Source organism: Ruminococcus sp., from assembly GCF_019423705.1.
Taxonomy (GTDB): domain Bacteria; phylum Bacillota; class Clostridia; order Oscillospirales; family Ruminococcaceae; genus Hominimerdicola.
Genome location: NZ_JAHZAX010000011.1, coordinates 36506 through 62801, shown reverse-complemented (window position 1 = coordinate 62801; position 26296 = coordinate 36506). Strand labels below are relative to the sequence as shown.

General features: G+C 46.8%; 29 protein-coding genes and 1 pseudogene. 26 read left to right on the top strand and 4 right to left on the bottom strand.

The features are described 5' to 3' along the window. Window positions 1-272 precede the first annotated feature (272 nt). Together QZ371_RS09950 and QZ371_RS09945 are read left to right on the top strand one after the other, a co-directional pair. On the top strand, window positions 273-1007 hold the full coding sequence (locus QZ371_RS09950; RefSeq protein ID WP_295212067.1) for an RsmE family RNA methyltransferase: 735 nt from the start codon (window positions 273-275) through the stop codon (window positions 1005-1007). Between the two features lie 173 nt (window positions 1008-1180). Beyond that, window positions 1181-1516, top strand: a complete 336-nt coding sequence (locus QZ371_RS09945; protein ID WP_295212066.1) for a hypothetical protein — start codon at window positions 1181-1183, stop codon at window positions 1514-1516. Window positions 1517-1605: 89 nt separating this feature from the next. Here QZ371_RS09945 and QZ371_RS09940 read toward each other — a convergent pair whose 3' ends face one another. Beyond that, the gene (locus tag QZ371_RS09940) at window positions 1606-2106 is read right to left on the bottom strand and encodes a CarD family transcriptional regulator (protein ID WP_295212065.1); all 501 of its coding nucleotides are present in this window, start codon (window positions 2104-2106) and stop codon (window positions 1606-1608) included. 241 nt (window positions 2107-2347) lie between these two features. Here QZ371_RS09940 and lepA point away from each other — a divergent pair, with 241 nt between their 5' ends. From lepA to QZ371_RS09850, 18 genes are all read left to right on the top strand, one after another. Then, window positions 2348-4150, top strand: a complete 1803-nt coding sequence (lepA, locus tag QZ371_RS09935; protein WP_295212058.1) for a translation elongation factor 4 — start codon at window positions 2348-2350, stop codon at window positions 4148-4150. A 721-nt stretch (window positions 4151-4871) separates the two neighbouring features. After that, entirely contained in the window at window positions 4872-5351 is a 480-nt protein-coding gene (locus tag QZ371_RS09930) for a hypothetical protein (protein WP_295212050.1), read from the top strand. Next, the gene (gene hemW, locus QZ371_RS09925; RefSeq protein ID WP_295212049.1) at window positions 5348-6448 is read left to right on the top strand and encodes a radical SAM family heme chaperone HemW; all 1101 of its coding nucleotides are present in this window, start codon (window positions 5348-5350) and stop codon (window positions 6446-6448) included. The genes QZ371_RS09930 and hemW overlap by 4 nt, the downstream gene beginning before the upstream one ends. A gap of 171 nt (window positions 6449-6619) precedes the next feature. Next, window positions 6620-7636, top strand: a complete 1017-nt coding sequence (locus QZ371_RS09920; protein ID WP_295212047.1) for an HlyD family efflux transporter periplasmic adaptor subunit — start codon at window positions 6620-6622, stop codon at window positions 7634-7636. 131 nt (window positions 7637-7767) lie between these two features. Then, entirely contained in the window at window positions 7768-8619 is an 852-nt protein-coding gene (locus tag QZ371_RS09915; RefSeq protein ID WP_295212046.1) for a hypothetical protein, read from the top strand. Window positions 8620-8976: 357 nt separating this feature from the next. Then, complete coding sequence (locus tag QZ371_RS09910) at window positions 8977-9951, top strand: hypothetical protein (RefSeq protein ID WP_295212045.1); 975 nt, start codon at window positions 8977-8979, stop codon at window positions 9949-9951. Between the two features lie 239 nt (window positions 9952-10190). Next, window positions 10191-10463: a hypothetical protein gene (locus QZ371_RS09905; protein ID WP_295212044.1), complete on the top strand. Its 273-nt coding sequence runs from the start codon at window positions 10191-10193 to the stop codon at window positions 10461-10463. Between the two features lie 354 nt (window positions 10464-10817). Beyond that, a complete protein-coding gene (locus QZ371_RS09900) occupies window positions 10818-11219 on the top strand; it encodes a hypothetical protein (protein ID WP_295212043.1) in 402 nt (133 codons plus the stop codon). Further along, entirely contained in the window at window positions 11212-11940 is a 729-nt protein-coding gene (locus tag QZ371_RS09895) for a FoF1 ATP synthase subunit a (protein WP_295212042.1), read from the top strand. Before QZ371_RS09900 ends, QZ371_RS09895 begins: the two co-directional genes overlap by 8 nt. Before the next feature lie 73 nt (window positions 11941-12013). After that, on the top strand, window positions 12014-12268 hold the full coding sequence (gene atpE, locus QZ371_RS09890) for an ATP synthase F0 subunit C (RefSeq protein ID WP_022288618.1): 255 nt from the start codon (window positions 12014-12016) through the stop codon (window positions 12266-12268). A 39-nt stretch (window positions 12269-12307) separates the two neighbouring features. Continuing rightward, window positions 12308-12823, top strand: a complete 516-nt coding sequence (locus QZ371_RS09885; RefSeq protein ID WP_295212041.1) for a F0F1 ATP synthase subunit B — start codon at window positions 12308-12310, stop codon at window positions 12821-12823. Beyond that, on the top strand, window positions 12823-13371 hold the full coding sequence (gene atpH / locus QZ371_RS09880; RefSeq protein ID WP_295212040.1) for an ATP synthase F1 subunit delta: 549 nt from the start codon (window positions 12823-12825) through the stop codon (window positions 13369-13371). Before QZ371_RS09885 ends, atpH begins: the two co-directional genes overlap by 1 nt. A gap of 20 nt (window positions 13372-13391) precedes the next feature. Further along, window positions 13392-14906 carry a F0F1 ATP synthase subunit alpha gene (gene atpA / locus QZ371_RS09875; protein WP_295212039.1) on the top strand — a complete coding sequence of 505 codons (1515 nt, stop codon included), beginning with the start codon at window positions 13392-13394 and terminating at the stop codon, window positions 14904-14906. Window positions 14907-14930: 24 nt separating this feature from the next. Continuing rightward, on the top strand, window positions 14931-15794 hold the full coding sequence (atpG, locus tag QZ371_RS09870) for an ATP synthase F1 subunit gamma (RefSeq protein ID WP_295212037.1): 864 nt from the start codon (window positions 14931-14933) through the stop codon (window positions 15792-15794). A 27-nt stretch (window positions 15795-15821) separates the two neighbouring features. After that, window positions 15822-17231 (top strand): F0F1 ATP synthase subunit beta, encoded by a 1410-nt coding sequence (gene atpD, locus QZ371_RS09865; protein ID WP_295212035.1) that lies wholly within the window; start codon window positions 15822-15824, stop codon window positions 17229-17231. A 21-nt stretch (window positions 17232-17252) separates the two neighbouring features. Then, the gene (gene atpC / locus QZ371_RS09860) at window positions 17253-17654 is read left to right on the top strand and encodes an ATP synthase F1 subunit epsilon (protein ID WP_295212034.1); all 402 of its coding nucleotides are present in this window, start codon (window positions 17253-17255) and stop codon (window positions 17652-17654) included. Between the two features lie 185 nt (window positions 17655-17839). Beyond that, window positions 17840-19618 carry a Na/Pi cotransporter family protein gene (locus QZ371_RS09855; protein WP_295212033.1) on the top strand — a complete coding sequence of 593 codons (1779 nt, stop codon included), beginning with the start codon at window positions 17840-17842 and terminating at the stop codon, window positions 19616-19618. 126 nt (window positions 19619-19744) lie between these two features. After that, window positions 19745-21193 (top strand): nicotinate phosphoribosyltransferase, encoded by a 1449-nt coding sequence (locus tag QZ371_RS09850; protein ID WP_295212032.1) that lies wholly within the window; start codon window positions 19745-19747, stop codon window positions 21191-21193. Between the two features lie 84 nt (window positions 21194-21277). On the opposite strand, the gene QZ371_RS09845 is transcribed toward QZ371_RS09850, so the two are convergent. The 3 genes from QZ371_RS09845 to QZ371_RS09835 form a co-directional block, all read right to left on the bottom strand. Then, the gene (locus QZ371_RS09845; protein ID WP_295212031.1) at window positions 21278-21865 is read right to left on the bottom strand and encodes a xanthine phosphoribosyltransferase; all 588 of its coding nucleotides are present in this window, start codon (window positions 21863-21865) and stop codon (window positions 21278-21280) included. Window positions 21866-21970: 105 nt separating this feature from the next. Further along, window positions 21971-22228 carry a heavy-metal-associated domain-containing protein gene (locus QZ371_RS09840; RefSeq protein ID WP_295212030.1) on the bottom strand — a complete coding sequence of 86 codons (258 nt, stop codon included), beginning with the start codon at window positions 22226-22228 and terminating at the stop codon, window positions 21971-21973. A gap of 157 nt (window positions 22229-22385) precedes the next feature. After that, window positions 22386-22562 (bottom strand): hypothetical protein, encoded by a 177-nt coding sequence (locus tag QZ371_RS09835; protein WP_295212029.1) that lies wholly within the window; start codon window positions 22560-22562, stop codon window positions 22386-22388. 323 nt (window positions 22563-22885) lie between these two features. Between QZ371_RS09835 and QZ371_RS09830 the strand changes: the two genes are divergently transcribed. From QZ371_RS09830 to QZ371_RS09810, 6 genes and pseudogenes are all read left to right on the top strand, one after another. Further along, window positions 22886-23722 (top strand): hypothetical protein, encoded by an 837-nt coding sequence (locus QZ371_RS09830; protein ID WP_295212028.1) that lies wholly within the window; start codon window positions 22886-22888, stop codon window positions 23720-23722. Window positions 23723-24127: 405 nt separating this feature from the next. Next, window positions 24128-24834: pseudogene (locus QZ371_RS09820) on the top strand (heme-binding Shp domain-containing protein). 3 nt (window positions 24835-24837) lie between these two features. After that, window positions 24838-25143 (top strand): hypothetical protein, encoded by a 306-nt coding sequence (locus QZ371_RS11605; protein WP_366558733.1) that lies wholly within the window; start codon window positions 24838-24840, stop codon window positions 25141-25143. Beyond that, on the top strand, window positions 25034-25753 hold the full coding sequence (gene isdE, locus QZ371_RS09815) for a heme ABC transporter substrate-binding protein IsdE (RefSeq protein ID WP_366558732.1): 720 nt from the start codon (window positions 25034-25036) through the stop codon (window positions 25751-25753). The genes QZ371_RS11605 and isdE overlap by 110 nt, the downstream gene beginning before the upstream one ends. Next, window positions 25750-25884 (top strand): hypothetical protein, encoded by a 135-nt coding sequence (locus QZ371_RS11600; RefSeq protein WP_366558731.1) that lies wholly within the window; start codon window positions 25750-25752, stop codon window positions 25882-25884. Before isdE ends, QZ371_RS11600 begins: the two co-directional genes overlap by 4 nt. Then, window positions 25881-26261, top strand: coding sequence for an iron chelate uptake ABC transporter family permease subunit (locus QZ371_RS09810; RefSeq protein ID WP_366558730.1), 381 nt, complete (start codon window positions 25881-25883; stop codon window positions 26259-26261). Before QZ371_RS11600 ends, QZ371_RS09810 begins: the two co-directional genes overlap by 4 nt. Window positions 26262-26296: the final 35 nt, after the last annotated feature.

The window sequence follows — 26296 nt, the reverse complement described above, 5'->3', positions numbered from 1 at the left end:
TCTACGAGCTGTATATATGAAGGCTTGGGGTAAAAGCCAACATACCAAGTTTACGATTGCCGCAGCTTCACAGCTTGTCTCGCTGTTCCCTTGCGACAATAATATAATAACCTTTCAATGTGTTCTGCGTGTGAAAACTTTTTGTGTTTAGTATGAAATTTGTTGAACATTTTTTGAAGTTATGTTATACTATTTATATATCAAATCGTTTGTTATTCTTTTATCGGAATAAGCATAAACATTATTACTTAATTTGTAACCGGAGGTCAAAAATGCCACATTTTTTTGTTGAACGTGAGAATATATGCGGCGAAATGCTGGTAATAAAGGGCAGCGACGCCGTGCATATCGGCAGAAGCCTTAGAATGAGGCTTGGAGACGTTATAACAGTCTGCTGCGAGGGAATGGAGTACCGCTCTAAAATATTGACTATTTCTGACAAAGAGGTGGAGTGCGACGTGCTGCTTGCCCAGCCGAGCAACGCCGAACCAAGCATAAAGCTTACGCTGTTTCAGGCAATGCCTAAATCTGACAAGCTGGAATTTATCGTGCAGAAAGCCGTTGAGCTTGGCGTGACGGAGATTCGCCCAGTTATGACAGCAAGGTGCATTTCTCGTCCCGAGGGCAAAAATCTTTCAAAGCGTATCGAAAGGCTAAACAAGATAGCCCTTGAAGCGGCGAAGCAATGCGGCAGGGGTATCGTGCCGAAAGTCTGCGACCTGATCGGCTTTGACGAGTGTGTTGAAATGCTCGCAGCCTGCGATGTGCCGCTGATGTGCTATGAGCAGGGCGGTATAAACCTCCGTGATGCTGGGCTGGACAAGCTTGAAAATGGACAGTCTGTGGGGCTTTTTATCGGCAGCGAGGGCGGTTTTGAACAGCACGAGGCGGAAAGCTGTCGTGACGCAGGGGTCAAGATAATCGGGCTGGGCGAACGTATCCTGCGGTGCGAGACCGCTCCCGTGGCGGCGGCGAGCATTATTATGAGCCTTACAGGCAATATGTAGCGAATCAAATCATTGACAAAATAAGTCGGCTGTTTTTGAGCAAGTTGCATAAAATGTGCAGGCTATTTAATAAAATGCTTGATTTTTTCTAACAATTGTGTTATACTAATGATGATCTGAATTATGTATAGAATGTTTCAGAGACAGAAATTTTGGAAGGGAGCTGTTTTATTATGGCAAGTGGATTGAAGGTAATTGCTGCGATCGGAGCTGTTGCTGCGGGCGCTGCTGCTATATTTGCGCTCAAGAAGCACAAGGAGCTTGAGAACTACGATTACGAAGACCTCGACGAGGATTTCGACGATTGCTGCGGCTGCGACGAGTGCGCAGAGGGCGCTGACGAGGCTGAAGAAGCCGGTGAAGCTGAGAATGCTGAGGAGACTGAGGCTGAAGAGAAGGCAGAGGGCGAGGCAGAGGAAGCTGCTGAAGAGCCTGCTGAGGAAGAAGTTGACGTTGAAGTTCAGCTCGACGCTATCGAAGAGCCTGTTGAGGACGTTGACAAAGACTAATACTAATACAGTCAATTTCACTATTATTCACAAACAAAAAGGACAAGCCGATTTTGGTTTGTCCTTCTTTTTTTTATTCGGGAATCCCATTACGCCTTACTCAGCCTCGTCTGAATAAAGTCAAAAACTTCCTCTTGACCTATGCCGAGGACTGCGGAGAACTCGTCAAAGAGCAGGGCTTCGGCACTTTTGAATATGCGCTCGTCATTGGAATGAAGATGTCTGCCCTTGGCGATAAGGCTCTTCTGTCGCAGATACAGGGTGCGCACGAGCTGGGCTAGGCGCTTTCTGTCGCCGCTTTCAAGAATGTCCGAATAAAGTTCCGCACGCTCTGAGCTGCTTTCGAACCAGATGTTGTCCTCTGGCATTTCCTTTATTATATCGTCTATCTCGGCCTTTGTGAGCAGAGGCTTGAACTTGGTTTTCAGCTCGTCATTATCCATTGGCACATAAAGTGTTGAATTGTTCTGATGAATGGGCTTGAGCACTATGTAGCGCTTTTTCTTGCCCTTGACGGTCTGTTCGCACTCGCCCTCGACCTTGCAGACACCTGTCGTGCCATAAGATATGATGTCGCCTTTGTTAAGCATTTTTAACGCTCCTTCCGCATTAATAACCGGATTTTACACTTTTTTCGTCTTTATATACATTATACCACTTTTTTTATATTAATGCCACGGACAATTTTCACAAAAACTGTATCATTCCCTATTGTATAAAAGTTCCTTTTTGCGATATTTGTCGATCATTTGCGGTTGACAGGCTTTTGCTATCGTGATATAATAAAGTATTATGGAAAAGTATACTTGTCTGAGAGAGGAATAACAGTAAATGAACGAAAAAAACATCAGAAATTTCTGCATTATAGCTCATATAGACCACGGCAAATCCACCCTTGCCGACAGGATATTGGAACTCACCGAGACTGTCAAGCTTCGTGATATGGAAAACCAGCTTTTGGATAATATGGATATCGAGCGTGAAAGGGGCATTACTATCAAAGCCCGTGCCGTTCGCCTTAACTATCACGCTGACGACGGACAGGACTATGTTTTCAATCTTATCGACACCCCAGGTCACGTTGACTTCAATTACGAGGTTTCACGTTCTCTTGCAGCCTGCGAGGGCGCAATACTTATCGTTGACGCTTCACAAGGCATTGAGGCGCAGACACTTGCCAACACTTATCTTGCTATCGAGCACGACCTTGAAGTCGTTCCTGTCATAAACAAGATAGACCTGCCTTCCGCAGACCCAGAAAGAGCCTGCGCAGAGGTGGAGAACGTCATAGGCATACCTGCAATGGACGCACCGAGAGTTTCGGCGAAAATGGGTACGAACATCAAGGAAGTCCTCGAGCGTGTTGTAACGGATATCCCTTGTCCTAAAGGCGATGAGAACGCACCGCTAAAGGCGCTTATTTTTGACAGCTATTACGATCAGTACAAGGGCGTAATAATCTACTGCCGTGTCAAAGAGGGTCACATCAAGGTGGGCGACACTATCAGACTTATGGCCACAGGGGCAGAGTTCCAGACTGTTGAGATAGGCTATATGGGTGCGACCGAGCTTGTGCCTGTGGGCGAGCTCCACGCCGGTGAAGTTGGCTATATCGCTGCTTCTATCAAGGATATCGGCGATACTCGTGTGGGCGATACTGTGACAAATGCGGCTGAGCCTTGCGATGAAGCGCTGCCGGGATACAAGAAGGTAAACCCAATGGTATACTGCGGAATTTATCCTGCTGACGGCGCAAAGTACCCCGATCTGCGTGACGCACTTGAAAAGCTTATGCTCAACGACGCTTCGCTTTCATTCGAGCCTGAGACTTCTATCGCACTTGGTTTTGGTTTCAGATGCGGCTTTTTGGGACTTCTGCATATGGAGATAATCCAAGAAAGGCTTGAGCGTGAATACAATCTTGACCTTATCACAACAGCTCCGTCAGTTATATATAAGGTAAATCTAACCAACGGCGAGACTGTATATATCGACAACCCGACAAATTATCCGGACGTTGCGAACATTGCTTCGGCGGAAGAGCCAATGGTAAATGCGCATATTTACACGCCTTCTGAATATGTTGGTAATATAATGGAGCTTTGCCAAGACAGGCGAGGCGTTTACAAAGATATGAAATACATCGACGAGACGAGGGTAGACCTGCATTATGAGCTGCCCCTCAACGAGATAGTTTACGACTTCTTTGACGCACTCAAATCACGCACAAAGGGCTATGCTTCATTTGATTATGAAATGCTTGGCTATGCGCCTTCAAAGCTTGTGAAGCTTGATATCCTGCTCAACGGCGAGGTAGTTGACGCATTGTCCTTCATCGTCCACGAGGAGAAGGCTTACGCAAGAGGCAGACGACTTACCGAAAAGCTCAAGGAGAACATTCCGAGACAGCTCTTCGAGATACCTGTACAAGCGGCTATCGGCGGCAAGATAATCGCAAGAGAGACCATCAAGGCAATGCGCAAGGACGTGCTTGCAAAGTGTTATGGCGGCGATATCACCCGAAAGAAGAAGCTTCTTGAGAAGCAGAAAGAGGGCAAGAAGCGTATGCGCCAGCTAGGTTCAGTCTCCGTTCCGCAGGAAGCCTTTATGTCGGTGTTGAAGCTTGATGAGTAACGCTTTGTTGGTGAACAACGGACGTTTGAATGAGGAATGAGGAATTAGGAATGAGGAATGTTTAGCAGGGCGCTGGACGTTGGTGGGCTGCTATTGTGAACAAAGGTGTAGATAGGCGGTTTAAAGACTATCGATCTTTTTGAACAACAATAACACTTCTATACTTATATATTCTATATATACCCTATTAGTATTCTGTTGTACTGTTGTACACTAGGTACTGAAAAGTGTGTATTTAGGCGCTTAAACAGGTGTACAACACTTTTAAATCCGTTGTACACCGTTGTACACTTTTCGCTGTGGCATACCTCTCTCTATATAGCGCAAAACGGCTCAAAAGTTGCAGGGAAAATGCAACAATTGCAGAGATGTTATCAAATTAAATCAAAAATCATTTGTTTGCACAATTTGGGTGGGATAGATTTGTTGATTGTATACATATGTTCGTGAATGGGGCTTGTATTGGTTAATGACAAGAGTGTAGGGGCGAACAGCGTTCGCCCGTTTGGTTGACCGCATTATGTGTTATTATCGCTAAATGTACTATGGGTATCACGGGCGAACAATGTTCGCCCCTACAATTGACAGGTTCATCGACAGAGTGAGAAACAGAACAGAGAAGTGTGGTTTAATGCTGTGTATGGTTTACAGTCTGTCTGCTCCTCGGGCTACTATGTAACTTGCCCGCAGTCCAGTCCTATGCGAATTGAAAAGGAGGGAAATGATGAAGGATATACAGAAGTCTATGAAGCTTTCGCTTGTGTATGGGCTTAGCGGAGCGGTGCTGCTGCCGCTGTTGTATGAAGCTTATGCCAATGTGTCGGCGGCGGTGGGATTGTGGCTGCTGGCGGCTTGGGCGGTGTTCGTGGGCGTGAAGTTCTCGGCGCTGAGGTTTAGGGAAGCCTTTGTGGGCATTACCTGCTGCCTTGCTTATACGGGCATATTGGGCGTGGTGTGCTATATAATCATTCACCCTGCCGTGTCGAAAAGCCTTTCCACTCGGTCTGTGTATTTCCAGCTCTCCCTTAAAGAACAGGCGTATTTCTTGCTCTATGCGGCGCTTATATTGCTTTGTATATATGTGGTCTGGGCGGCTCGGTTCGGGCTTAGTAAAGCCTTGGAGAAGTTTCGCAGCAATCGTGACCAAACAGGCAAGTATATCGACAACGCTTTCGATGATGATAATGAGGATAGATTATGACAGGAATTTATATCCATATACCCTTCTGTAAAAGAAAATGCCCCTATTGTGATTTCTATTCCGTGGCAGTGTCGGCGGAGACTGTGGAGAGCTATGTGAAGGCTCTATGCCGCAATATACACGCTTTTAAGGGGCAGGGGATAGAGGCTGACACCGTCTATTTCGGCGGCGGTACGCCCTCTGTGATGACTGCTGAGCAGGTGGAGCGCATTATGTCCGCCCTTGATGAAAGCGTTCAGCTCTGCGATACGGAGGTCACGCTGGAAGCAAATCCCTGTACTGTGGATAGGAAGAAGCTTGCTGATTATAAGTCCGCAGGCATTACAAGGCTCTCTTTCGGCGTTCAGTCGGCGCAGGACGGGGAGCTTGAATTTTTAGGCAGACTCCACGACTTTGAACAGGCTCTCGAAGCCGTCCAAAACGCCCACGATGTCGGCTTCAAACGGCTCTCCTGCGATATTATGCTGGGTCTTAAAGGTCAAACAGCAAAAAGCCTTTCCGACAGCATTGACAAGCTTACAGCCCTGCCTATCGACCATATCTCAGCCTATATGCTGAAAATAGAAGAGGGAACGCTCTTTGACTGCGATGAGGTGCGAAATTCCATCGCCGATGAGGACACCCTTTGCGATATGTATTTGCAGACAGTCAAACAGCTTGATGATAAGGGCTTTGCCCAGTATGAAATATCAAATTTTGCCAAAGAAGGCGGACAGTCACGGCATAATCTCAAATATTGGCAGGGCGAAGAGTATATCGGTTTGGGCGCTTCGGCTCATTCCTATTATAAAGGGGAGCGCTATTTCTGTCCTGCGGATATAAAGGGCTATATCGTAGCACCGTTGCAGGAGAAAGTCTTGCTTGAAGATCACCCCGATAAGGCGGAAGAGTACGTTATGCTTGGTCTGCGGCTCGCAAAGGGCATAAGCGTGAAGCGTGCGGCAGAGCTTGGGGGCGAAATGCTTGGGAAGAACATCTCAAAGAAAGCGGCGCTCTTTGCCAAGCTGGGGCTTTGTCAGTTTGACGGCGATATCGTCCGCCTTACCCCGGCAGGCTTTCTTGCTTCAAACGCTATCATCGGCGAAATGCTGTGGTAGATATGGACAAGCTTTGATGTCATTGTGCCTAAATATCGGTGTTTTCAGTTGTGCAGATATACAATATAAAGTGCCTGCGCTTGAAAACGGCGTGTTTTGGTGGTATAATACAAGGTGGTGGGTTATGCCGCCGAAATGGTTAGATATGTTGCGACCGAGAGGTATTTTATAATGGAAATTAAAAGAAGATCAGCGAAAATTCTTGCCGTGATCACAAGTGCGGCAATGTGCATGGCTGTCAGCTCCTGCGGAAAAACGGAGAAAAAGGACGAGATAGCCGTGCCTATACTTGAAACAAAATCAATGACATACAAGACAGTCAAGGCGGAAGTCGGCGATATCTCACAAGAGTATCATCAGGAGGGCGTTTATGGCTATCCTTATAGCGAGACCGTCACATTTAAGGCAAGCGGTCAGATAAAGTCTATCGAGGTGGAGTCTCCGGCGGACGTGAAAAAGGGCGACCTGCTTTGTACCCTCTATTCTGACGACCTGCAAGAGCAGATAGACGAAGAGGAGATAAGGCTTGAGCAGGCGAAGTCAACAGTTGCCACCTTGCAGTCCAATGACGCAGATTACAGCGAGATACAGCTTGCGCAATATGACTTGCAGATAGAGCAGTTAAAATATGACAAGCTGGTGGGTTCGCTGGACGATTATAACGTTTATGCTCCCTGTGACGGTGAATTTACATTTGCTGACAGACACGGTCGAGAGCTGAATTTATACACCCCCGTGAACAAGGGCGAAGTGCTTGGCTATACTTCCGATAAGTCCCAGAAATATCTTTGCGCTTCCGTATATGACAACGCCCTCAACAACGTGAATTTCGGCACGTCCGTAAACATTGTGCAGGGTGCGAGTACTTTCGGCGGAACTGTCACGGATATAATCTACACCGAAAGCGGCGATTTTTCGGCGTATACATACGTTATCACCCCTGATGAGGGCACCGATGAAACCGCTCTTGAGCTTGGCAATATCGAGATAGTTTTCAACGTTTATTCACGTCTTGACACAGTCATTGTGCCGCAAAAGGCCGTGAAAAATCTTGATAACCGCACATACGTCAATCTGCTTGTCGACGGCGTGAAGATAGAGCAGGACGTTGAGCTTGGTATCGAGGACAACGACAATGTTGAGATACTTTCGGGGCTGACAGGCGGCGAAGAGATAATACTTAACTGATAGTTCGCTTATCGTTTACGATTTGTTAAATGACAAAGAGCGGTTAAAAAATAAAAAAATAGAAAAGCTCTTGATTTTTTGTTGGATTTCGTGTAAAATAAAAGAATAGATGTGTCGTAGGAGGACTAAAAATGAAGGATATTCTTTCCAATGTGTGGGTGAAGAGAGCGGTCTCCGTTTTCAACCTCGCATATTTTGCAGTAATATTCCTGCTGACAGCGGCAACTTTCCTTTATGATCTGGAATTTGCGGCAGGCAGAGAAAAATCGTTTTTTACAGTATATGTAATACTCAGCGTGGTATTTCTCGGACTTATGCTTTTCTCAAGGCGTGAGATCATGACGAGGATAATAAGCATTTTTATGCTGCCCGTGGTGTTCTGTTTGATATTGTTCAATATGGGCGACTGGGTGCTTATCGTGCCGCCGTTCGTGGTCGCCGTGATAATCTTCTTTGCAGCAGGAACGGGCGAGAATGTAAAGGTAGTAATGGGTACTATTTACCTGCTTATGTATGTGTTGGGAATAGTTGCATACTTTGTGCTGAACATTCTTTTCGGCGGAACTTCCACCGAGACTGTTCTCAATGCTGATCTTGACACCAGCACCAGCGTTTACGCACTTTACAGAGATAATTTCAAGAAGCTTACAGAAGTGACCTCAGACGAGAACACTATCTCGCCGGACGGCAGATATCAGATAGTTCTTTACGACGTAAAGGACAGCGACAAGGGCGCAGTTAAGATCTGCGTTTTGCCATACAACGAAGATATCGAGCTGAAATTCTTCACTCTCAAGCAGAAGGGTATCAAGAAAACTATCTCCAACAAGGGTATCAGAGGCACAGTTCCGGACGTTGGCTGGGTAGAAGAAGACGGCATTTTGAAGGTGCAATACAGACTTTCCGACGCCGACGACTTGCGCTCGACCTCCGTTACGACAATGCCTGACAAGCAGTACCTTGAGTTCTTGGGCATTGAATAGTGAGGAGTTAGGAGTGAGGAATGACTGGCGGTAAAACGTACTTGGTTATTCTGAATTTCACTTTGATGTTGACACGATAATGTAGGGGCGACCTTGGGTCGCCCTTTTTTCTTTTCCGCTTGTGCGATAGAATGGCAATATTGTCGCCTTTGTGGTCATTTGTAACATCAATATGACCATCAGCATACACTATAAAGCCGCCTCACGATAGCTGAAAACGTTTACAAGTTGGTTACAAATTATGAAAGAGTATACAAATGGCTTGACATTTTTGTTAATATGGTGTAAAATATTAAAAGATTATGATGTGGCTGTCGGGAGATATTCGGACAGCTTTGTGATTGGGAGGAAATATCAATGAGATTTCAGAGAATTTTGGGCTTGTTCTCAGCCGCAATGGTGCTTGGCGCTGCGGTGGTAATGCCCGTATATGCTGACGAGGAAACGGAGATCCCCGAGTTCAGCGCAGATTATAAGTATCTGACACTTGATACCGAAGCTCCGACTTTGTCTTTCGATAAGGATGTCAAGAGCTTCGTGAAAGCTACTCCGGACGGCGAGAAGATAAACATTTCAGTATCGCAGGAAAAAACTTACGCTTATCAAGGCGCAACGCTGAAGATCTCAGCCGAGCAGCCGCAGGATATCTCAGATTTCTGCACATATTCAACGCTTATCAGAGATTCGAACGGTAATCTTGTTTACCCTGGTTCTGACGTCGAGGACGCACCTTACCTCACAATGGGCGTTGAGCTTGACGCAGCCGACTTTGGTTTGACTTGTTTTGACGGCTGTATGTTCAGCTTCAAGTATCGTATCAACCAAGACGCCGAGGGCAAGCTTGTGGGTGATTCGGTTTTCGCTTTCCCTTGTACAGAGGAATACAAGAGAGTTACAAGCACAGGTGTTCAGCTCAAGATAAACACAAATGAGAGCGATAACGTTACACAGTACGCAAACGCTATCGTGTCCGTTCCGGAAAAGTGCGGCGCAACAAAGTTTGTTTTTGAAGTGCCTGTTATAAAGCAAATGGCAAAAACTGACGTGCTTTACGTTGACAATATCGTTATCAGCACACCTCTCGAAGAGTCGGGCGGAGACCTTCAGGTAAAGAATATGGACGGTTATAACGAGAACGCAAAGGCACAGGAGATCGTGCAGGGTCTGAAAGTTCAGCCTAAGTCCAACGGCCTTGACAGCTCAAGCACAGCCGATAAGGCAGAGTCCGGCGGTGTAAGCCCGGTTATGATAATCGTCATCGTAGTAGTAGTTATCGTAGTCGCAGGCGTTGTATTCTTTGTAATTAGAAAAGCAAAGAACAGATTCTATTAATAAGAGTTCAATGACAGGAGATCGAAAGGTCTTCTGTTTTTTTGTGCAAAAAAGCGACCGAAGGTAGTAGCAAAAGAATAATCGCCGCAGGCGATACCGACATTCCTAATTCCTAATTCTTAATTCCTCACTAAAACGCCCTGTGCGAATAAAAAAGAAATGAATAAATATAAAAGATGTAGCCATAATATCTTTAGTCAACAAAGTTGGCAGAAATTATATCGAAAGGAAAATTGGCTATGAAAAAGTTGATAACAATGGTCGTGAGCCTTGGGCTTTGCGGCGTTCTGCTGGCAGGCTGTTCGAGAAATACAGACGAAAGCTCATCAATGGGCGAGTCGTCTGCCACCACAACTTCAAAGGCGTCAACCTCATCAATGAACAAGGACGACAGCAATACCCTTATGAGCAGAGTGGAGGACGGCGTCAAGGATACTGTCAGCGGCGGTGCGGAGATCATCGGCGATACTGTCAGCACAGCCGAAAGCGTTGTGGACGACCTGCTGAGATAATTGCAACCCCCTCTGCGGACTGCTGGGGCAGATTTTATTCGCTGCCTCTCAGTCCGCTTTTTGCTTTTTTATGGCAGAAAAGTTATGACTATTGATAAACTATGCTTTAAATCAATAATTGATTATTGATAAAATATTAATGCGGTCAAAAAATTAGCGAAATTATAATTATTATGTTATGCAAATATTAATATGATGTAAAAATATTGTTATAAGTCGCCTGCGGTACTTTAAAATCGGGAATTTGTGTGTTATAATGTGTTTAATGATTTTTTTATTATTTTTTGACGATTTTTTTAAGGCTGGGGCAGATTATGCAACATATTGACTTAAAAAAAAGAAAGGTTGCGTGCAATGGATAACCACGGCGCTGAATTTGATACAGTCAAGCCGCTGCTGAAAAAAATATACCGCTGCGCCGCCGTGATGACCACCGTCTGCTGGTGCGTGACCCTTATTTGGGGCTTTCAGCTCAAAGATTTGCTGGGCTTTGCGGTGGGGTATGGCTATATGTGCCTTTGTATGTGGTATCTCGGCAGAACGTGCGAAAGGGCTGTGGAGCTTAGCGCTGATAAGGCGAAAAAGTCTATGCTCAGCTGCTATGTCGTTAGATATGCGGGATTGTTTGTGCTTTGTGCGGCTGCTATGCTCACAGGGCTGCTGGGTGCTGTGGGAGTGCTCCTGCCGCAGTTTTTTCCACGGCTGATACTGTGCGCTTTGCAGGCGTCGGAAAGAAGGGATAGATCAAATGACTGATATAGGAAACGGCCCGAAGGTCGTCTTTGAAGTTTTCGGACTTCAGTTCACCGAAACTGTCGTTATGGGCTGGCTCATAATCGTGGCGGTGCTTATTCTTTGTTTGTGGCTCACCCACGATATGAAAAAAGTGCCAGAGAAAAAGCGGCAGGTGGTGGCGGAAATGTTCGTCAATTTCGTCAACAATATGGTTCGTGACAATATGGGCGAAAAAATGATGAAGTATGCACCATATATCGGTATGCTGTTAGTATATGCCGTGCTGGGCGCTCTTATCAGCTTGCTGGGTCTCAGATCAATGACCGCCGATATCAACGTTACAGCCACTTGGGCGCTTATGACTTTCGTGCTCATAACATACAACAAGATAAAAGCAAACGGCGTCGGCGGATATTTCAAAAGCTTTGCTCAGCCTGTTGCATTTATCCTGCCGCTGAATATCATCGGCGAGGTGGCAACGCCTGCCTCAATGGCGTTCCGTCTTTTCGGTAACGTTGCAGGCGGTATGGTAATAACAGGTCTGCTTTACGGCGCTCTCGGCTCGCTTTCAAGCGCTTTGGGTCTCACTTTTGAAGCAGGTTCAATCGCTTTCAGCGTGTTCCAAGTGGGTATCCCTGCGGTGCTCAGTATCTATTTCGACCTGTTCTCAGGCTGTATACAGGCGTATATCTTCGCAATGCTCACAATGGTAAACGTTGGCGCAGCGGCTGAGACTGATTAATTTTGTAAGAATGACTGCTAAAGCGGTCTGTCAATAATGAAAATGATAAAGTAATTTTTGGAGGTCAATTATTATGGAAAAGGCTATTCTTTTGGGCTGTTCAGCAATCGGTGCAGGACTTGCAATGATCGCAGGTATCGGACCTGGTATCGGTGAAGGCTACGCAGTAGGCAAGACTATCGAAGCTATCGCAAGACAGCCGGAAGCTAAGGGCGACTGCACAAGAACAATGTTCATCGGCGTTGCTATGGCTGAGTCAACAGGTATCTACGCATTCGTCGTTGCACTTATCCTTCTGTTCGCTAACCCATTTATAGGCAAACTTTAAGATTTACTTCGCATAACTGCGGAGAGGAGGTACGCATAAATGGTATTGGCAGCGGGAGATGTAACGGAGTTTCTTTCCGTAAGCCCCACAACGATAATCGCAACTCTGCTCAATTCCCTTATACTGTTTCTGATACTCAAACATTTTCTGTTCGATAAGGTCAATAAAGTGATACAGAGCAGAAAAGACGAGGTGGCACAGACTTATAAGCAGGCTGACGAGGCAAAGGAAAACGCCCTCAAGCTTGAAGCGGAATATGACAGCAGACTGAGCGGAGCAAAGGAAGAATCCGCCCAGATAATACAGGCAGCCACAAAGAAGGCTCAGCAGCGTTCTGACGAGATCATAAACGACGCAAGAACGGAAGCCAAAGGCCTTGTGGACAATGCTCAGAGAGAGATCGAAAGAGAAAAGAAGATCGCCGTCAATCAGATCAAGGACGAGATCACAGATATCGCTTTCTCTGCGGCAGCGGCTGTTGTTGAAAAGGATATGACAGGCGAGGATAACGAACGCCTTATCGAAAAGTTCATTGATAATGTGGGAGAGATATAATGGCTGACAGCGTTGAAAATATTTACGGCACAGCTCTTTTTCAAGCCTGCCTTGAGGAAAACTGCCTTGAAGCGGTGTATCCCGAGCTGGGTCAGATAAAGGATATCATTTTCTCACCCGAGCAGGAGGATTTTGTGGAGCTGCTGGCTTCGCCCCTTGTTTCGGAAGATGAAAAGAACAGCGCACTTGAAAAGATATTTCAGGGCAGGGTGAACACTCTTACGCTGAATTTTCTCTGCCTGCTCAGTTCAAAGGGCAGGATAAAATATCTGCCGCAGATCACGGAGAACTTCAAGGCGCTTTATAATAAGCATATGAATATCCTTGAGGTCACGGCGGTGACTGTTGCGCCGCTTAGCGACAGGCTGAGAGACAAGCTTATCGCAAAGCTCGAGGCGGTGTCGGGGGCAAAGGTCGTGCTTATCGAAAAGATAGATAAGTCCCTCCTCGGCGGTATCGTGCTGAGATATTCCGATACTGAGATAGATCAGAGCGTCAAGACCAAGCTTGACCGTATCAAGGCTCAGATCGACGGCGTCATTGCATAGGAAAGGAACGGTATTTTAAGATGAAATTACGTCCTGATGAAATAACAGGCTTGATAAAACAGCAGATCAAGGATTACCGCAGCAAGCTGGAGCTTGACGACGTGGGAACGGTCTGCACCGTCGGCGACGGAATTTCAAGAGTTCACGGCCTCGATAAGTGTATGTCGGGCGAACTTCTTGAATTTTCCAACGGAACATACGGTATGGCAATGAACCTCGAGCAGGACTTTGTCGGCTGCGTGCTTCTCGGCTCTGAGGACGGTATAAAGGAAGGTTCGGGCGTTAAAAGAACGGGCAGGATAGTTTCTGTGCCTGTTGGCGAGGCGCTTCTCGGAAGAGTTGTAAACGCCCTCGGTGCGCCTATCGACGGCAGGGGAGCTGTGCTCACCACCGAAACACGCCCTGTTGAAAGCCCGGCTTTCGGTATTATTACAAGACAGTCGGTAAACAGACCGCTCCAGACAGGTATCAAAGCTATCGACTCGATGATACCGATAGGAAGAGGTCAGCGTGAGCTTATTATCGGCGACAGACAAACGGGTAAAACTTCTATCGCCCTCGATACTATCATCAATCAGAAGGGCAAAGATGTAATTTGTATATATGTGGCAATAGGACAGAAGCAGTCAACTGTTGCGAATGTGGTCGATACACTTTCAAAGCACGGCGCAATGGATTATTCTATCGTTGTGTCCGCAACGGCTTCTGAAATGGCGCCTTTGCAGTATATCGCACCATATGCAGGCGTTGCTATGGCGGAGTATTTTATGCTCAAGGGCAAGGACGTGCTATGCGTTTATGACGACCTTTCAAAGCACGCTGTCGCTTACAGAACGATGTCGTTGCTGCTTCAAAGACCGACAGGACGAGAGGCTTATCCGGGCGATGTATTTTATCTCCATTCAAGACTTTTGGAGAGAGCCTGCTGCCTTAACAAAGATTACGGCGGTGGTTCCATAACGGCTCTGCCTATCATCGAGACGCAGGCAGGCGACGTTTCGGCTTATATCCCGACAAACGTTATCTCTATCACCGACGGTCAGATATTCCTTGAATCGGAACTGTTCTTCTCGGGCGTTAGACCGGCGGTAAACCCCGGTATCTCCGTATCCCGTGTAGGCGGCTCGGCGCAGATCAAGGCTATGAAAAAGGTTTCAGGCTCGCTGAAATTGCTGTATTCTCAGTATAGAGAGCTGCAGTCATTCTCACAGTTCGGTTCAGACCTCGATAAGGATACAAAGGAAAGACTTGCGCAGGGCGAGCGTATCGTTGAAGTCCTCAAGCAGGGCAAGACTTCACCGCTGGACGTTGAAAAGCAGGTCGTTATCATCTATGCAGTTGTAAACAATTACCTCAAAGCGATAGCCGTTGAAGATATCGCCGAGTATGAAAAAGACCTGTTCACCTACATCGAGGAAACTCACCCCGATATTTTCTCGTCGATAAGGGAAACAGGGGAGCTTACAAAGGAGAACGAGCAGGCGATAAAGGAAGTTCTTACGGAATATTCCAAGAAATTCGTTCAGAGCAGATAAAGCAGATAAGGAGCGCATAAAGCTATGGCAACAGCTAATATGAAGGACGTCAAAAGGCGTATCAAGAGCGTTGAGAGCACTATGCAGATAACAAAGGCTATGCAGCTCGTGGCTTCATCGAAGCTGAGACGTGCAAAGGAAAAAGCGGTGGCGGTGCAGCCTTTCTTTGAAACGCTTTTCAAGACTATGTGCGATATTTCCTGCGACGGAACGTTCAGTTCGGTCTATACAAAGAAAAAGTTTCTCAATTCCACTTTGCTTATCGTTGTGGCTGGCGACAGAGGCCTTGCAGGCGGATTTAATTCCAATGTGCTGAAAATGGCAAAGGCAAAGGCTGACGAGGTGCTGGCTTCTGGGGGCGAGCTTAGGATAATGGCTGTGGGCAAAAAGGCTGTGGAGTTCTTTGAAAAGCGTGATTACGTCCTTTCGGGAAAATATCCGCAGATCGCCGAGGGCATTGACGCCGATATCGTTATGGATATGGCTGAGGAGATAATCGCAGGCTTCCGTCACGGGGATTACGATAAGGTGGAACTTGTGTATACCACTTTCGTTTCGGCGCTGACGCAAGAGCCTTGCAGCTTGCAGATACTTCCTGTTGAAGATCTTGACAAGCTTGGTGGCAGAAAGCACCATTCGACTATATACGACCCCTCGCCAGAGGAGGTCTTTGACCAGATGATACCCCAGTATATCGGTGGTATGCTCTATTCTGCGATAGTTGACAGCTATGCTTCCGAACAGGCCGCAAGACGTACAGCTATGGAATCGGCAACGGACAACGCAGGAGAAATGATAGACAGCTTGTCGCTGCTTTATAACAGAGCAAGACAGGCTCAGATAACTCAAGAGCTGACTGAGATCAGCTCGGCTTCTATCGGAAGATAGTATCCCTTTCTGAAAGGTGGTAAATAAATGGAAGGCAATAATATAGGCAAGGTAGTCCAGATCGTGGGAGCGGTCGTTGATATCCGCTTTCAAAAGGATCACCTGCCCGACCTGCTCAATGCAGTAGAAATAGATAATAACGGCGAAAAGCTTGTGGTCGAGGTGGCTCAGCATATCGGCGACGACGTTGTAAGATGTATCGCTATGAGCTCCACAGATGGACTTGTGAGAGGTATCGACGCCGTTGACACAGGCAAAGCGATCTCTGTGCCTGTTGGTAAGGAGACCCTTTCGAGAATGTTCAATCTTCTCGGCGAACCTGTTGACAATCTGCCTGCGCCTGAAACAAAAGAGCGCTGGGAGATACACAGAGAGCCTCCGACATATGAGGAGCAGTCCGCTTCAAACGAGATACTTGAAACAGGTATCAAGGTAATCGACCTTATCGCACCATACCTCAAGGGCGGTAAGATCGGACTTTTCGGTGGTGCAGGCGTTGGCAAAACAGTGCTTATACAGGAGCTTATCAATAACGTTGCCAATCAGCACGGCGGTATCTCTGTATTCACAGGCGTTGGAGAGCGTACCCGTGAGGGCAACGACCTTTACTATGAAATGAAAGAGTCGGGCGTTATCGACAAGACCGTCCTTGTGTATGGTCAGATGAACGAACCGCCGGGAGCAAGAATGAGAGTTGCTCTTTCCGGTCTGACAATGGCTGAGTATTTCAGAGACGTTGAGCATCAGGACGTGCTGCTCTTTATCGACAACATTTTCAGATTCACGCAGGCAGGTTCGGAGGTTTCGGCGCTGCTGGGCAGAATGCCTTCCGCTGTTGGTTATCAGCCGACCCTTGCAACTGAAATGGGTCAGTTGCAGGAGCGTATCACTTCCACCACAAAGGGCTCTATCACTTCCGTGCAGGCAGTTTATGTCCCTGCGGACGACTTGACCGACCCTGCCCCTGCAACGACATTCGCTCACCTTGACGCCACAACTGTGCTTTCAAGAAGCATTTCATCTCTTGGTATCTATCCTGCCGTTGACCCGCTGGAGTCAAACTCTAGGATACTCACACCGGAGATCGTGGGCAATGAGCATTATCAGGTGGCAAGACAGGTGCAGTCTATCCTGCAAAGATATGTTGAGCTTCAGGATATCATCGCAATTATGGGTATGGACGAGCTTTCTGACGAGGATAAGCTCACGGTATCGAGAGCAAGAAAGATACAGCGTTTCCTTTCTCAGCCTTTCTCTGTTGCAGAACAGTTTACAGGTATGAAGGGCAAGTATGTGCCTATCAAGGAAACTATCAGAGGCTTTAAGGAAATAATCGAGGGCAAGCACGACGACCTGCCTGAGTCTGCATTCCTCTTCGTGGGAACTATCGACGAGGCTGTGGAGAAGGCTAAGGCTATTTCCGAAAGCGAAGAATAAGCTAGTTTATGGAGAGATATTATGACGCCTTTCAAATTAAAGATAATCACACCTGAAAAGACTTTTTTTGAGGGAGAGACCGAGCAGATCATCGCAAGAACTGCCTCGGGCAATATTGGCATACTTGCAGGACACGCTCCCTATGTGGCAAATATCGTATCATCTCCTTTTCAGATAAAGCTTGACGGCCAGTTCAAGACCGCAGCTATCTCGGGAGGGCTTATCAAGGTGTCTGCCGAGGGCGTGACTGTGGTGACATCGGCCGTTGAATGGGCTGACGAGATCGACGTGGCAAGAGCCGAGCGTGCTAAGGCTGAGGCGGAGCGCAAGATCAAGGAAAATGCAAGCCAGAAGGAGTTCGAGCGAGCAGAGCAAAAACTCAGAAGAGCAATGAACAGACTTGTGGTAGCTGGCAAAAAGTAAAAATACAAAGTCAAAGTCTCATAAATTTTTATGAAGGCTTTGACTTTGTTTTATTTTATTTAATGTAAAATTCAAATAAATATTGTAAAATATAAATATGCGTATGTAAAAATAGCGTAGAGTCAATATTTGGATATAGTTTTAGCAATGACAGTAAGGAAATCAAGCAAAGGAATGAAAAAATTTTGAGCGTATTTAATATCATCGGAATGGCAGGCGGACTTGGTCTGTTTCTCTATGGAATGACGATACTCAGCTCGGGTCTTGAAAAGGCTTCGGGCGGACTTATGGAGAAAGTCCTTGCGAAAATGACAGGCAACGTGTTTTCGGGAATACTGTTCGGTGCGCTGGTTACGGCAGCTGTTCAGTCCTCATCGGCGACAACAGTTATCGTGGTGGGACTTGTAAACGCAGGTCTTCTGAAACTCAAGGGCGCTGTGGGCATCATTATGGGCGCCAACATCGGCACAACGATGACCACGCAGATATTGCGACTGACCCACCTTGAGGGCGACAGCAGCGGCCCTGCGCTTTTGCAGTTGTGCAAGCCTTCAAACTTCTCATCTATTCTTATAGTTATCGGCCTGCTTATCATTATGGTGGGCAAGAAGAACAAGACCAAAAATATTGGCGAGATCATGATGGGTATAGGTATCCTCTTCACGGGAATGATACTTATGCAGGAAAAGATCGCTCCGCTGGCTGAACTGCCGCAGTTCGAGCAGCTTTTCGCTGTGCTCAAGAACCCGATCTTGGGCGTGCTTGTTGGCGCAGTATTTACGGCGATAATCCAGTCCTCGGCGGCTTCTGTCGGTATCTTGCAGGCGCTTTCCGTTTCGGGCGCAATAACCTTCGCTTCAGCTTTTCCTATCATAATGGGAACGAATATCGGCACCTGCGCAACACCGCTTATCTCCAGTATCGGCGCTTCAAAGAACGCAAAGAGAGCGGCTATGATACACTTCTATTTCAATCTTATCGGTACTATAATTTTCCTTATCGGCGTGTATATCATTCAGTATACTATCGGCCTGCCGTTCTGGAACAGCAATTTTGACACGGGAAGCATTGCGAACTTCCACACTATCTTCAACGTTGTTGTAACTATCTTGTTCCTGCCATTCTATACCATTCTTGAAAAGCTTGCAGTATGGACTATCAGAGACAAGAAGAACGCAGAAGAGGACGATACTTTCACAAAGGAAGACCTTCTCGACGACAGATTTCTCGTTACACCAAACGTTGCTATCGCACAGGCAACTGAGGCCGTTGTGCAGATGGGCGTGCTGGCGCAGAAGAATTTCATCGCTGTAAGAGGTCTCTTCACAAAGTACGATCTCAAGGCCATTGACAAGATAAAAGAGCGTGAAGATCTTATCGACAGGCTTGAGGACAGAGTTGGTTCTTATCTTATCAAGCTCAACGACTGTGGACTTAACGAGGACGAGTCGAGAACTGTTACAGCCCTCTTCCACCTTATCTCAGAGTACGAGCGTATCGGCGATTACACTATCAACATCAACGAGACCGCCGACACACTTTATGAAAAGGAAATAGGCTTCTCGGAGCAGGCGACCCACGAACTCAACGTGGTCTGCGACGCAATACAGGAGATAATAGGCCTTGCGATAAAGGCGACGAAAACAGGGGATATGGAGACCCTCAGAGAGGTCGAGCCCCTTGAAGAAGTTGTTGATAGGCTGGTCGAAGAGCTCAAAGCTGTTCATATCGACAGAGCGAAAAACGGCCTTTGCAACATCGAAACAGGCGTCAACTTCCTTGATATCCTCACTAATGTTGAAAGGATATCCGACCATTGCTCCAACATTGCGGTATATCTTATCGCAAATCAGGAGAAGTACAGCAGCCTTAAAAAGCACGAATATCTTGACAAGCTCCACAAAAACGGCCCGGACGATTACGAGCAGATGATCTCGGAGTATTCAAAGAAGTTTGCGCTTTAAACTAATTTTATTAAAAACACAACGGGCGAACGCTTATCGTTATCTTACTGTCAGAAACGATCTGTGGTCGCCCGATATTGTAACCGCACTTAATTTCACATCGAGCAAAGGAGCGATATTTGAAAAATGAAACAGATAAATTACACAATGCTTTGCGATTTTTACGAGCTCACAATGGGCAACGGCTATTTTGTCAGCGGAATGCAGGACAAGATATCATATTTTGATCTCTTTTTCAGACAGATACCCGACGGCGGCGGCTTTGCTATCGCTTGCGGTCTCGAGCAGGTCATAGACTATATAGAGAATCTCCACTTTGATGAAGAAGATATCGAATTTTTGCGCTCAAAGGGCATTTTTGACGAGGGCTTCCTGGAGTTTTTGAAGGATTTCCGCTTCACGGGGGATATCTACGCCGTGCCCGAGGGAACTGTCGTGTTCCCCAACGAGCCTATCATCACAGTCAGAGCACCGGCGGTGCAGGCGCAGCTTGTTGAAACTTATCTGCTGCTTTGCATAAATCATCAGACCCTTATCGCCACAAAGGCCAATCGTATCGTCAGAGCGGCGCAGGGCAGAGCGGTATCGGAGTTCGGTTCAAGACGTGCTCACGGTGCTGACGCTGCTATCCTTGGCGCAAGAGCGGCCGGTATCGGCGGCTGCACGGGTACGGCCTGCACAGTCACAGATCAGATATTCGGCTTCAATGCCACAGGCACAATGGCACATTCTTGGGTGCAGATGTTCGACAGCGAGCTTGAGGCTTTCAAGACCTACTGCAAGTGCTATCCAAAGGGCGCCGTGCTGCTGGTCGACACTTATAACGTGCTCAAAAGCGGTGTGCCTAACGCTATCAAAGCATTTGACGAGGTGCTAAAGCCTATGGGCTGCCGTCCTGTTGGCATTAGAATTGACTCGGGCGATATAACTTATCTTTCCAAAAAAGCAAGAAAAATGCTTGATGAAGCGGGCTATCCCGACTGCAAGATATGTGCTTCAAACGCCCTTGACGAGTATCTTATCAGAGATATGATCTACCAAGGCGCAAAGGTGGATATGTTCGGCGTTGGCGAAAGACTTATCACAGCCAAGAGCGAGCCTGTTTTCGGCGGCGTTTACAAGCTTGTTGCCGTTGAGGACGAGGACGGAAATATCGAGCCGAAGATAAAGATATCGGAAAATGTTGCCAAGATAACAACGCCGCATTTCAAGAAGCTTTACCGCATTTACGATAAGGAAAATCACAAGGCTGTTGCCGACCTGCTTTGCGTTCACGATGAAAAGCTTGACGAAAGCAAGCCGCTGACGCTGTTTGACCCACAATTTACTTGGAAAAAGAAGGCTATCAACAGCTTTGAGGCGAGAGAGCTTCAAGTGCCCATATTCAAAAACGGCGAGTGCGTTTACAATAAGCCGACCTTTGACGATATCGTGGCATATGCCGCAGAGGAGATCGGCACACTTTGGGATGAGATAACCCGTTTTGAAAATCCGCACACATATTATGTTGACCTTTCGCAGAAGCTTTGGAACGTGAAAAACTATCTGCTTGCGGAAAACAGCAGGGATAATTAAAGCCAAATTTGAGCATAAAAATAAGACCCTCGGGGATATCCTCGGGGGTCTTTTGCGTTGCCGCATTGTATCAAAATGGGAAAATTATACGTTCTGCTCCCTGAAAGTTATCTTGCCTGTCTCGGCGTCCATTGCGTCAACGATAGCGAGGGACTGGAGATCGTAGCCAAGATTTCTTATGATCTTGCCGCCCGGCTGGAAGCCCTTTTCAATGGCGATACCGATACCCGATACCTCAGCCTCGGCCTCGGTCACGATAGAGATAAGACCCTGCAAAGCGCAGCCGTTTGCAAGAAAATCGTCCACGATGAGAACGTGCTCGCCCTTATTAAGAAACTTCTTTGAAACGATGACCTGATTTGTACACTTGTGTGTGAATGACTCCACCTCGGCAATGTACATTTCGCCGTCAAGATTTACGCTCTTTGACTTCTTTGCGAAAACAACAGGCACGTCAAAATATCTTGCGGCAAAGCAGGCGATAGCGATACCCGAAGCCTCAACGGTCAGCACCTTGTCCACCTGCTTATCGGCAAAACGTCTCTTGAACTCTTTGCCCATTTCATCAAGAAGATGAATGTCCATCTGATGATTAAGGAAGCTGTCCACCTTTAAAACGTTGCCGGGCTTAACGACGCCGTCTTTCTGAATACGCTCTTCAAGAAAATTCATAACTTTTCCTCCCGAAAAAATGATATTAATGTCATTATATCACACATTCGGTCGGCGTTCAAGGGAATATTAAGCAAAATTTGTGAACATTGTATTTAGGGTATTTTATCCTTTGAAGCGTGCGAAAAAGCCCTTCTTTTCGTATGGCTCTCTTGAAGCTGAAATGAAGGTATAGCCAGTCTTTTCAACGGCTTCCTTGAGTTTTTCATCGGGGATATCGTTCTCGGTGATGACAACGGTCTCACCCTTTGTGTGGGAAGATGTCACCTTCTTAGGATTAAAGCTCTGTCTGAAAGTGTCGTTCATATGGGATTCGCACATTCCGCACATCATTCCGTCTATTTTTACTGTAATTTTTGTCATAATAATTCCTCCGTCCGTGGTCAAATAGTTAGCATATGCTAACTGATACTATTATAACACAGTCAAAAATTTTTTCAAGTGTCAAAAAGCTTTGCCGATAAATTTCGTATGACAGCACAAATATGCACAATTAGCGATATGAAACAATGTGTGAAACCTACAAAAGCTTCCCGTAATGTGAAAGCACGTCAGCCTGCTGGTGAAGCTGAAAAAGGGTGTGGATATGGTCAGGTTGCTCTTGAAGCTCCACCTTGATATCATCGGGCAGGGCGTTGTAAAAAGCTTTGCCCGATGAGCTTGACAGCAGCAGAAAGTTCAGATTTTTATATGCCATAGTATTAAGGCAGCACCGCACAAGGCACGCCTAGCGGCTTTGCACGCAATCTGCTTGCAGATTTTCCGCCATATTGCACAGAAATTTCTTGACATACGACAGTATGCCTGCAAAATTTCTATACAATCTGACGAAAAATCTGACTGCGCATCTTACGCACAATCCTTGTGCGGTGTTGCCTTAAATCACCTCCGCTGATAGTGTTTGCAGCATATTTGCAACTATCCGCCTTGACAAAATTACCGTGCTGTGATATAATTTTCAGAGGTTAGCTAAACGTAACCAAGTTAGCTTCAACATAAACACCAATTGGAGGAATAAAAATGAACCCACAGCTCAGCGACCTCAAGATCAAAATGCTGTTGTGCCTGTTAAGGCTGCCAGCCGAAAAGCGTTTCGGCACGGTAATGTGCGAGAAATTCGGTCTGCCAAAATACGAGATAAGCAGGGCGATGTCAGCGCTTGAAAAGGACGGGCTTGTGGACAGGACAAATATACGAAATCCCGTGCTGACCCCCGACGGCGAAAAGCTTGCAACACGCTATTCGAGAAAGTTCGACCTTGCAAAGCGCCATTTCATCTATGAGGGCGTTGACCCTGCAATTGCGGAGCGTGACGCTATCGTGCTGGCGCTTCATTGCAGCGATGAGACCTTCAACGTTATAAAGGCAATGGAGGAGCGTTTTCTCCTCAAAGAGCATTTCAGCCGCATAAAAAATTTCACAGGGGAAGAGTTCTGCGAGGCGGTCAATGACGGCAGATATCTGTTGCCATTTATAATCTATCGTGAAAAGGTGAAAAAGCAGAACAACGTTTCAATGGCAAACAGCGGCTTTGTTCACCCCTGCGAGCTGGCGGTCTATGACGGCAAGGGTATGATCGGCTTGAAGGCCTGCGAGATGAAAGAGCGCTCAAGGCTCAACGGCCTTGAGATGAAGGGCAAGATCAATTCGCTGAAATATTTTGACGGCACGGATTTTGTTGAGGCATATCGTGGCGGTCAGGACTTTTTCCTGCCTGTTGAGTGTTTGAACTTCAAGACTATCGGCGATGGACAGGGCGTTGTGCTCCACGGAAGCCTATGCTTAAAGATGAAATGCTCTGTGGGCGAGGTACATATGCCCGAGAGCACAGCCATATTTACCCTTTTAGTGACGTGATTTTGCACTATCAAGGCGGCTTTGTTCGTTGTTGATTTGTACAAAAAGTAGAAATTATGATACGAAGTTGCGAAATTGTAACTTTTCTAAACGGCTACACAACAGCGTTTACGGCACATTTCAGAGAGTTGTAGCAATAGTGCAACTAAATTTGCTGTTGACAGTCCTATTCTTGTATGATAAAATAATATATGGTTAGAAAATGCTAACTAAAATTATCGCTGCACAGCCTTAAAAATGGCAAAATGTGCAGTTATTTTAAAGGTTAAAGTTAGATTAATCTAACTTTAACGCATCAAATGAGGAAACAATTTCGCAGCTTATGGCGGCGGATATTTGAAAGGACGGATAGCTTTGAAAACTTTGCTGAAAAAAGCCGCAGGACTTGTGTGCAGCGCAGCGCTTATGCTCACCGCAAGCTTTTCGGCGCTGACAGCCAATGCGCTTGACAACAACATTTATCTTGCGGATGCTCACCCACATTACAGGCACCCTGTTACGGGCGTTATCGAGGACAGCGGCGGAGACGGCTCTGAGGTGCTTGGTCAGTCAATGACCGAGGTGCGCTGAGGACGGAGTCTCTTATCGAGGTCGATCCCGATGGAAATATGTTTGCGACCATAAGACTTGGCCTTATGGACAATATCGAGAACCCGCAGTTCAAGGTGCAGAAGGACGGTTACAGCGATTTTTACGATGTTTCCGCCGACCTTATGAAAGAGAATTATGACGACAACGGCGATCAGCCTGTTCAGACAACGGCACCTGCTCAGACCACCGCACAGACTACCACCACCACGAAAAAGACTACGACAACCACTACGACTAAAAAAGCTGACGAGGACTCATCTGAGCTTGAATCATCGCTGGCGGAGACCACAACCACCACAACGGCTAAGGCTTCTGACGAGAGCGTAAAGGGTCTTGAGCTTTATGACGAAAACGGCTCGAGGATAGACAACGAAAGCTCAGCGGCGGACAGCAGTTTAAAGTCTGGCAATGACGGCAAAAACGAGGACAAAAGTCCTGTTGTGCCAATAGTTATCTCAGGCGTGGTAGTTGTATGCGCAGGCGGCGCAGGACTTATCGTCTGGAAGAAGAGGAGGGTGTAAGTCGTGATGAAGGTAAGAACTTTAAAGATCGCAGCGGTGACTATCGCCGTGATGATGACAGCGGCGCTTTGCGGCTGCGTTGACCAGCACCCCGAGGAGAATTCAAAGGCGGAAAGCAGCGTTCAGTCTGCCGACGAGCTTAGAATTGCGGCGACTTCACCGGCGGTGGCAGATATTTGCGACAAGCTTGATATCGACCTTGTGGGCGTTTGCACATCATCTATCAGCACTATCCCCCGAAAGATACAAGGACGCAACTCAGCTCGGCACGGCAATGAACCCCGACACAGAGATACTTGCTTCCCTTGACCTTGACTGGATACTCAGCCCTTCGAGCCTTGAAAGCGACTTGCAGCCGAAGTATGCGGCTATCAAAACAAAGTCGGCTTTTCTCAATCTGAAAAGCGTTGAGGGTATGTACAAGTCTATCGAAGAGCTTGGTGAAATGTTCGACAGGCAGGAACAGGCGCAGAAGCTCATTGACAAATATAACAGCTTTATGGAAGATTACAAGATCAAGAACGAGGGCAAGGAAAGCCCGAAGGTGCTTGTGCTTATGGGTCTGCCTGGGTCTTATATCGTGGCGACGGATAACAGCTATGTTGGCTCTCTTGTGAAGCTTGCAGGCGGCACAAATGTATATGGCGACGGCGGCGGACAGGAATTTTTGAACGCCAACACCGAGGATATGGAGACCAAAGACCCCGATATAATCGTTCGCTGCGCACACGCTTTGCCTGACGAAGTTGTGGATATGTTCAACGAAGAGTTCGCAACCAACGATATCTGGAAGCATTTCAGAGCCGTGCAGGAGGGCAAAGTTTACGACCTTTCCTATGAATATTTCGGAATGAGCGCAGGCTTTGATTATCCACAGGCGCTCGATGAATTGCAGCCTATTTTGTATGGTGATGAATGATGATAAGTAAGAAAAAGGTAATTATATCATATGTTCTGATGGCGGTGCTGCTCTTTGCGCTGTTTCTCATATCGGTGAACACGGGCTGCCTTAAAGTTACGCCGAAGGAGCTTTTTGACGGACTTTTGTGAAGTATAACAAGACCGTCGCAACGATATACGATCTGCGATTTCCGAGAATTTTCATCGCAATGATCGGCGGTGCAGCAATGGCGGTTTCGGGCGTGCTTTTGCAGGCGGTAATGAAAAATCCCCTTGCCGACCCCGGAATAATCGGCATAAGCTCGGGCGCAAGTTTCACGGCGGTGATCATAACGGCATTTTTCCCGACGCTGTATTTCTTTACTCCGCTGTTTGCTTTTATCGGCGGCGTGGCAGCCTGCCTGCTGGTGTATTCACTTTCTTGGCGTGGTGGTGAACGCAATGTTCACAGGCTTAATGTCGGCTTTCAACAGCGGCACAGGCTCGAATTATTCGGGTGCGGCAAGCCTTTCATGCTGCCGATATAATTCAGATAATTTAGATCATAAAATTATAGGAGATC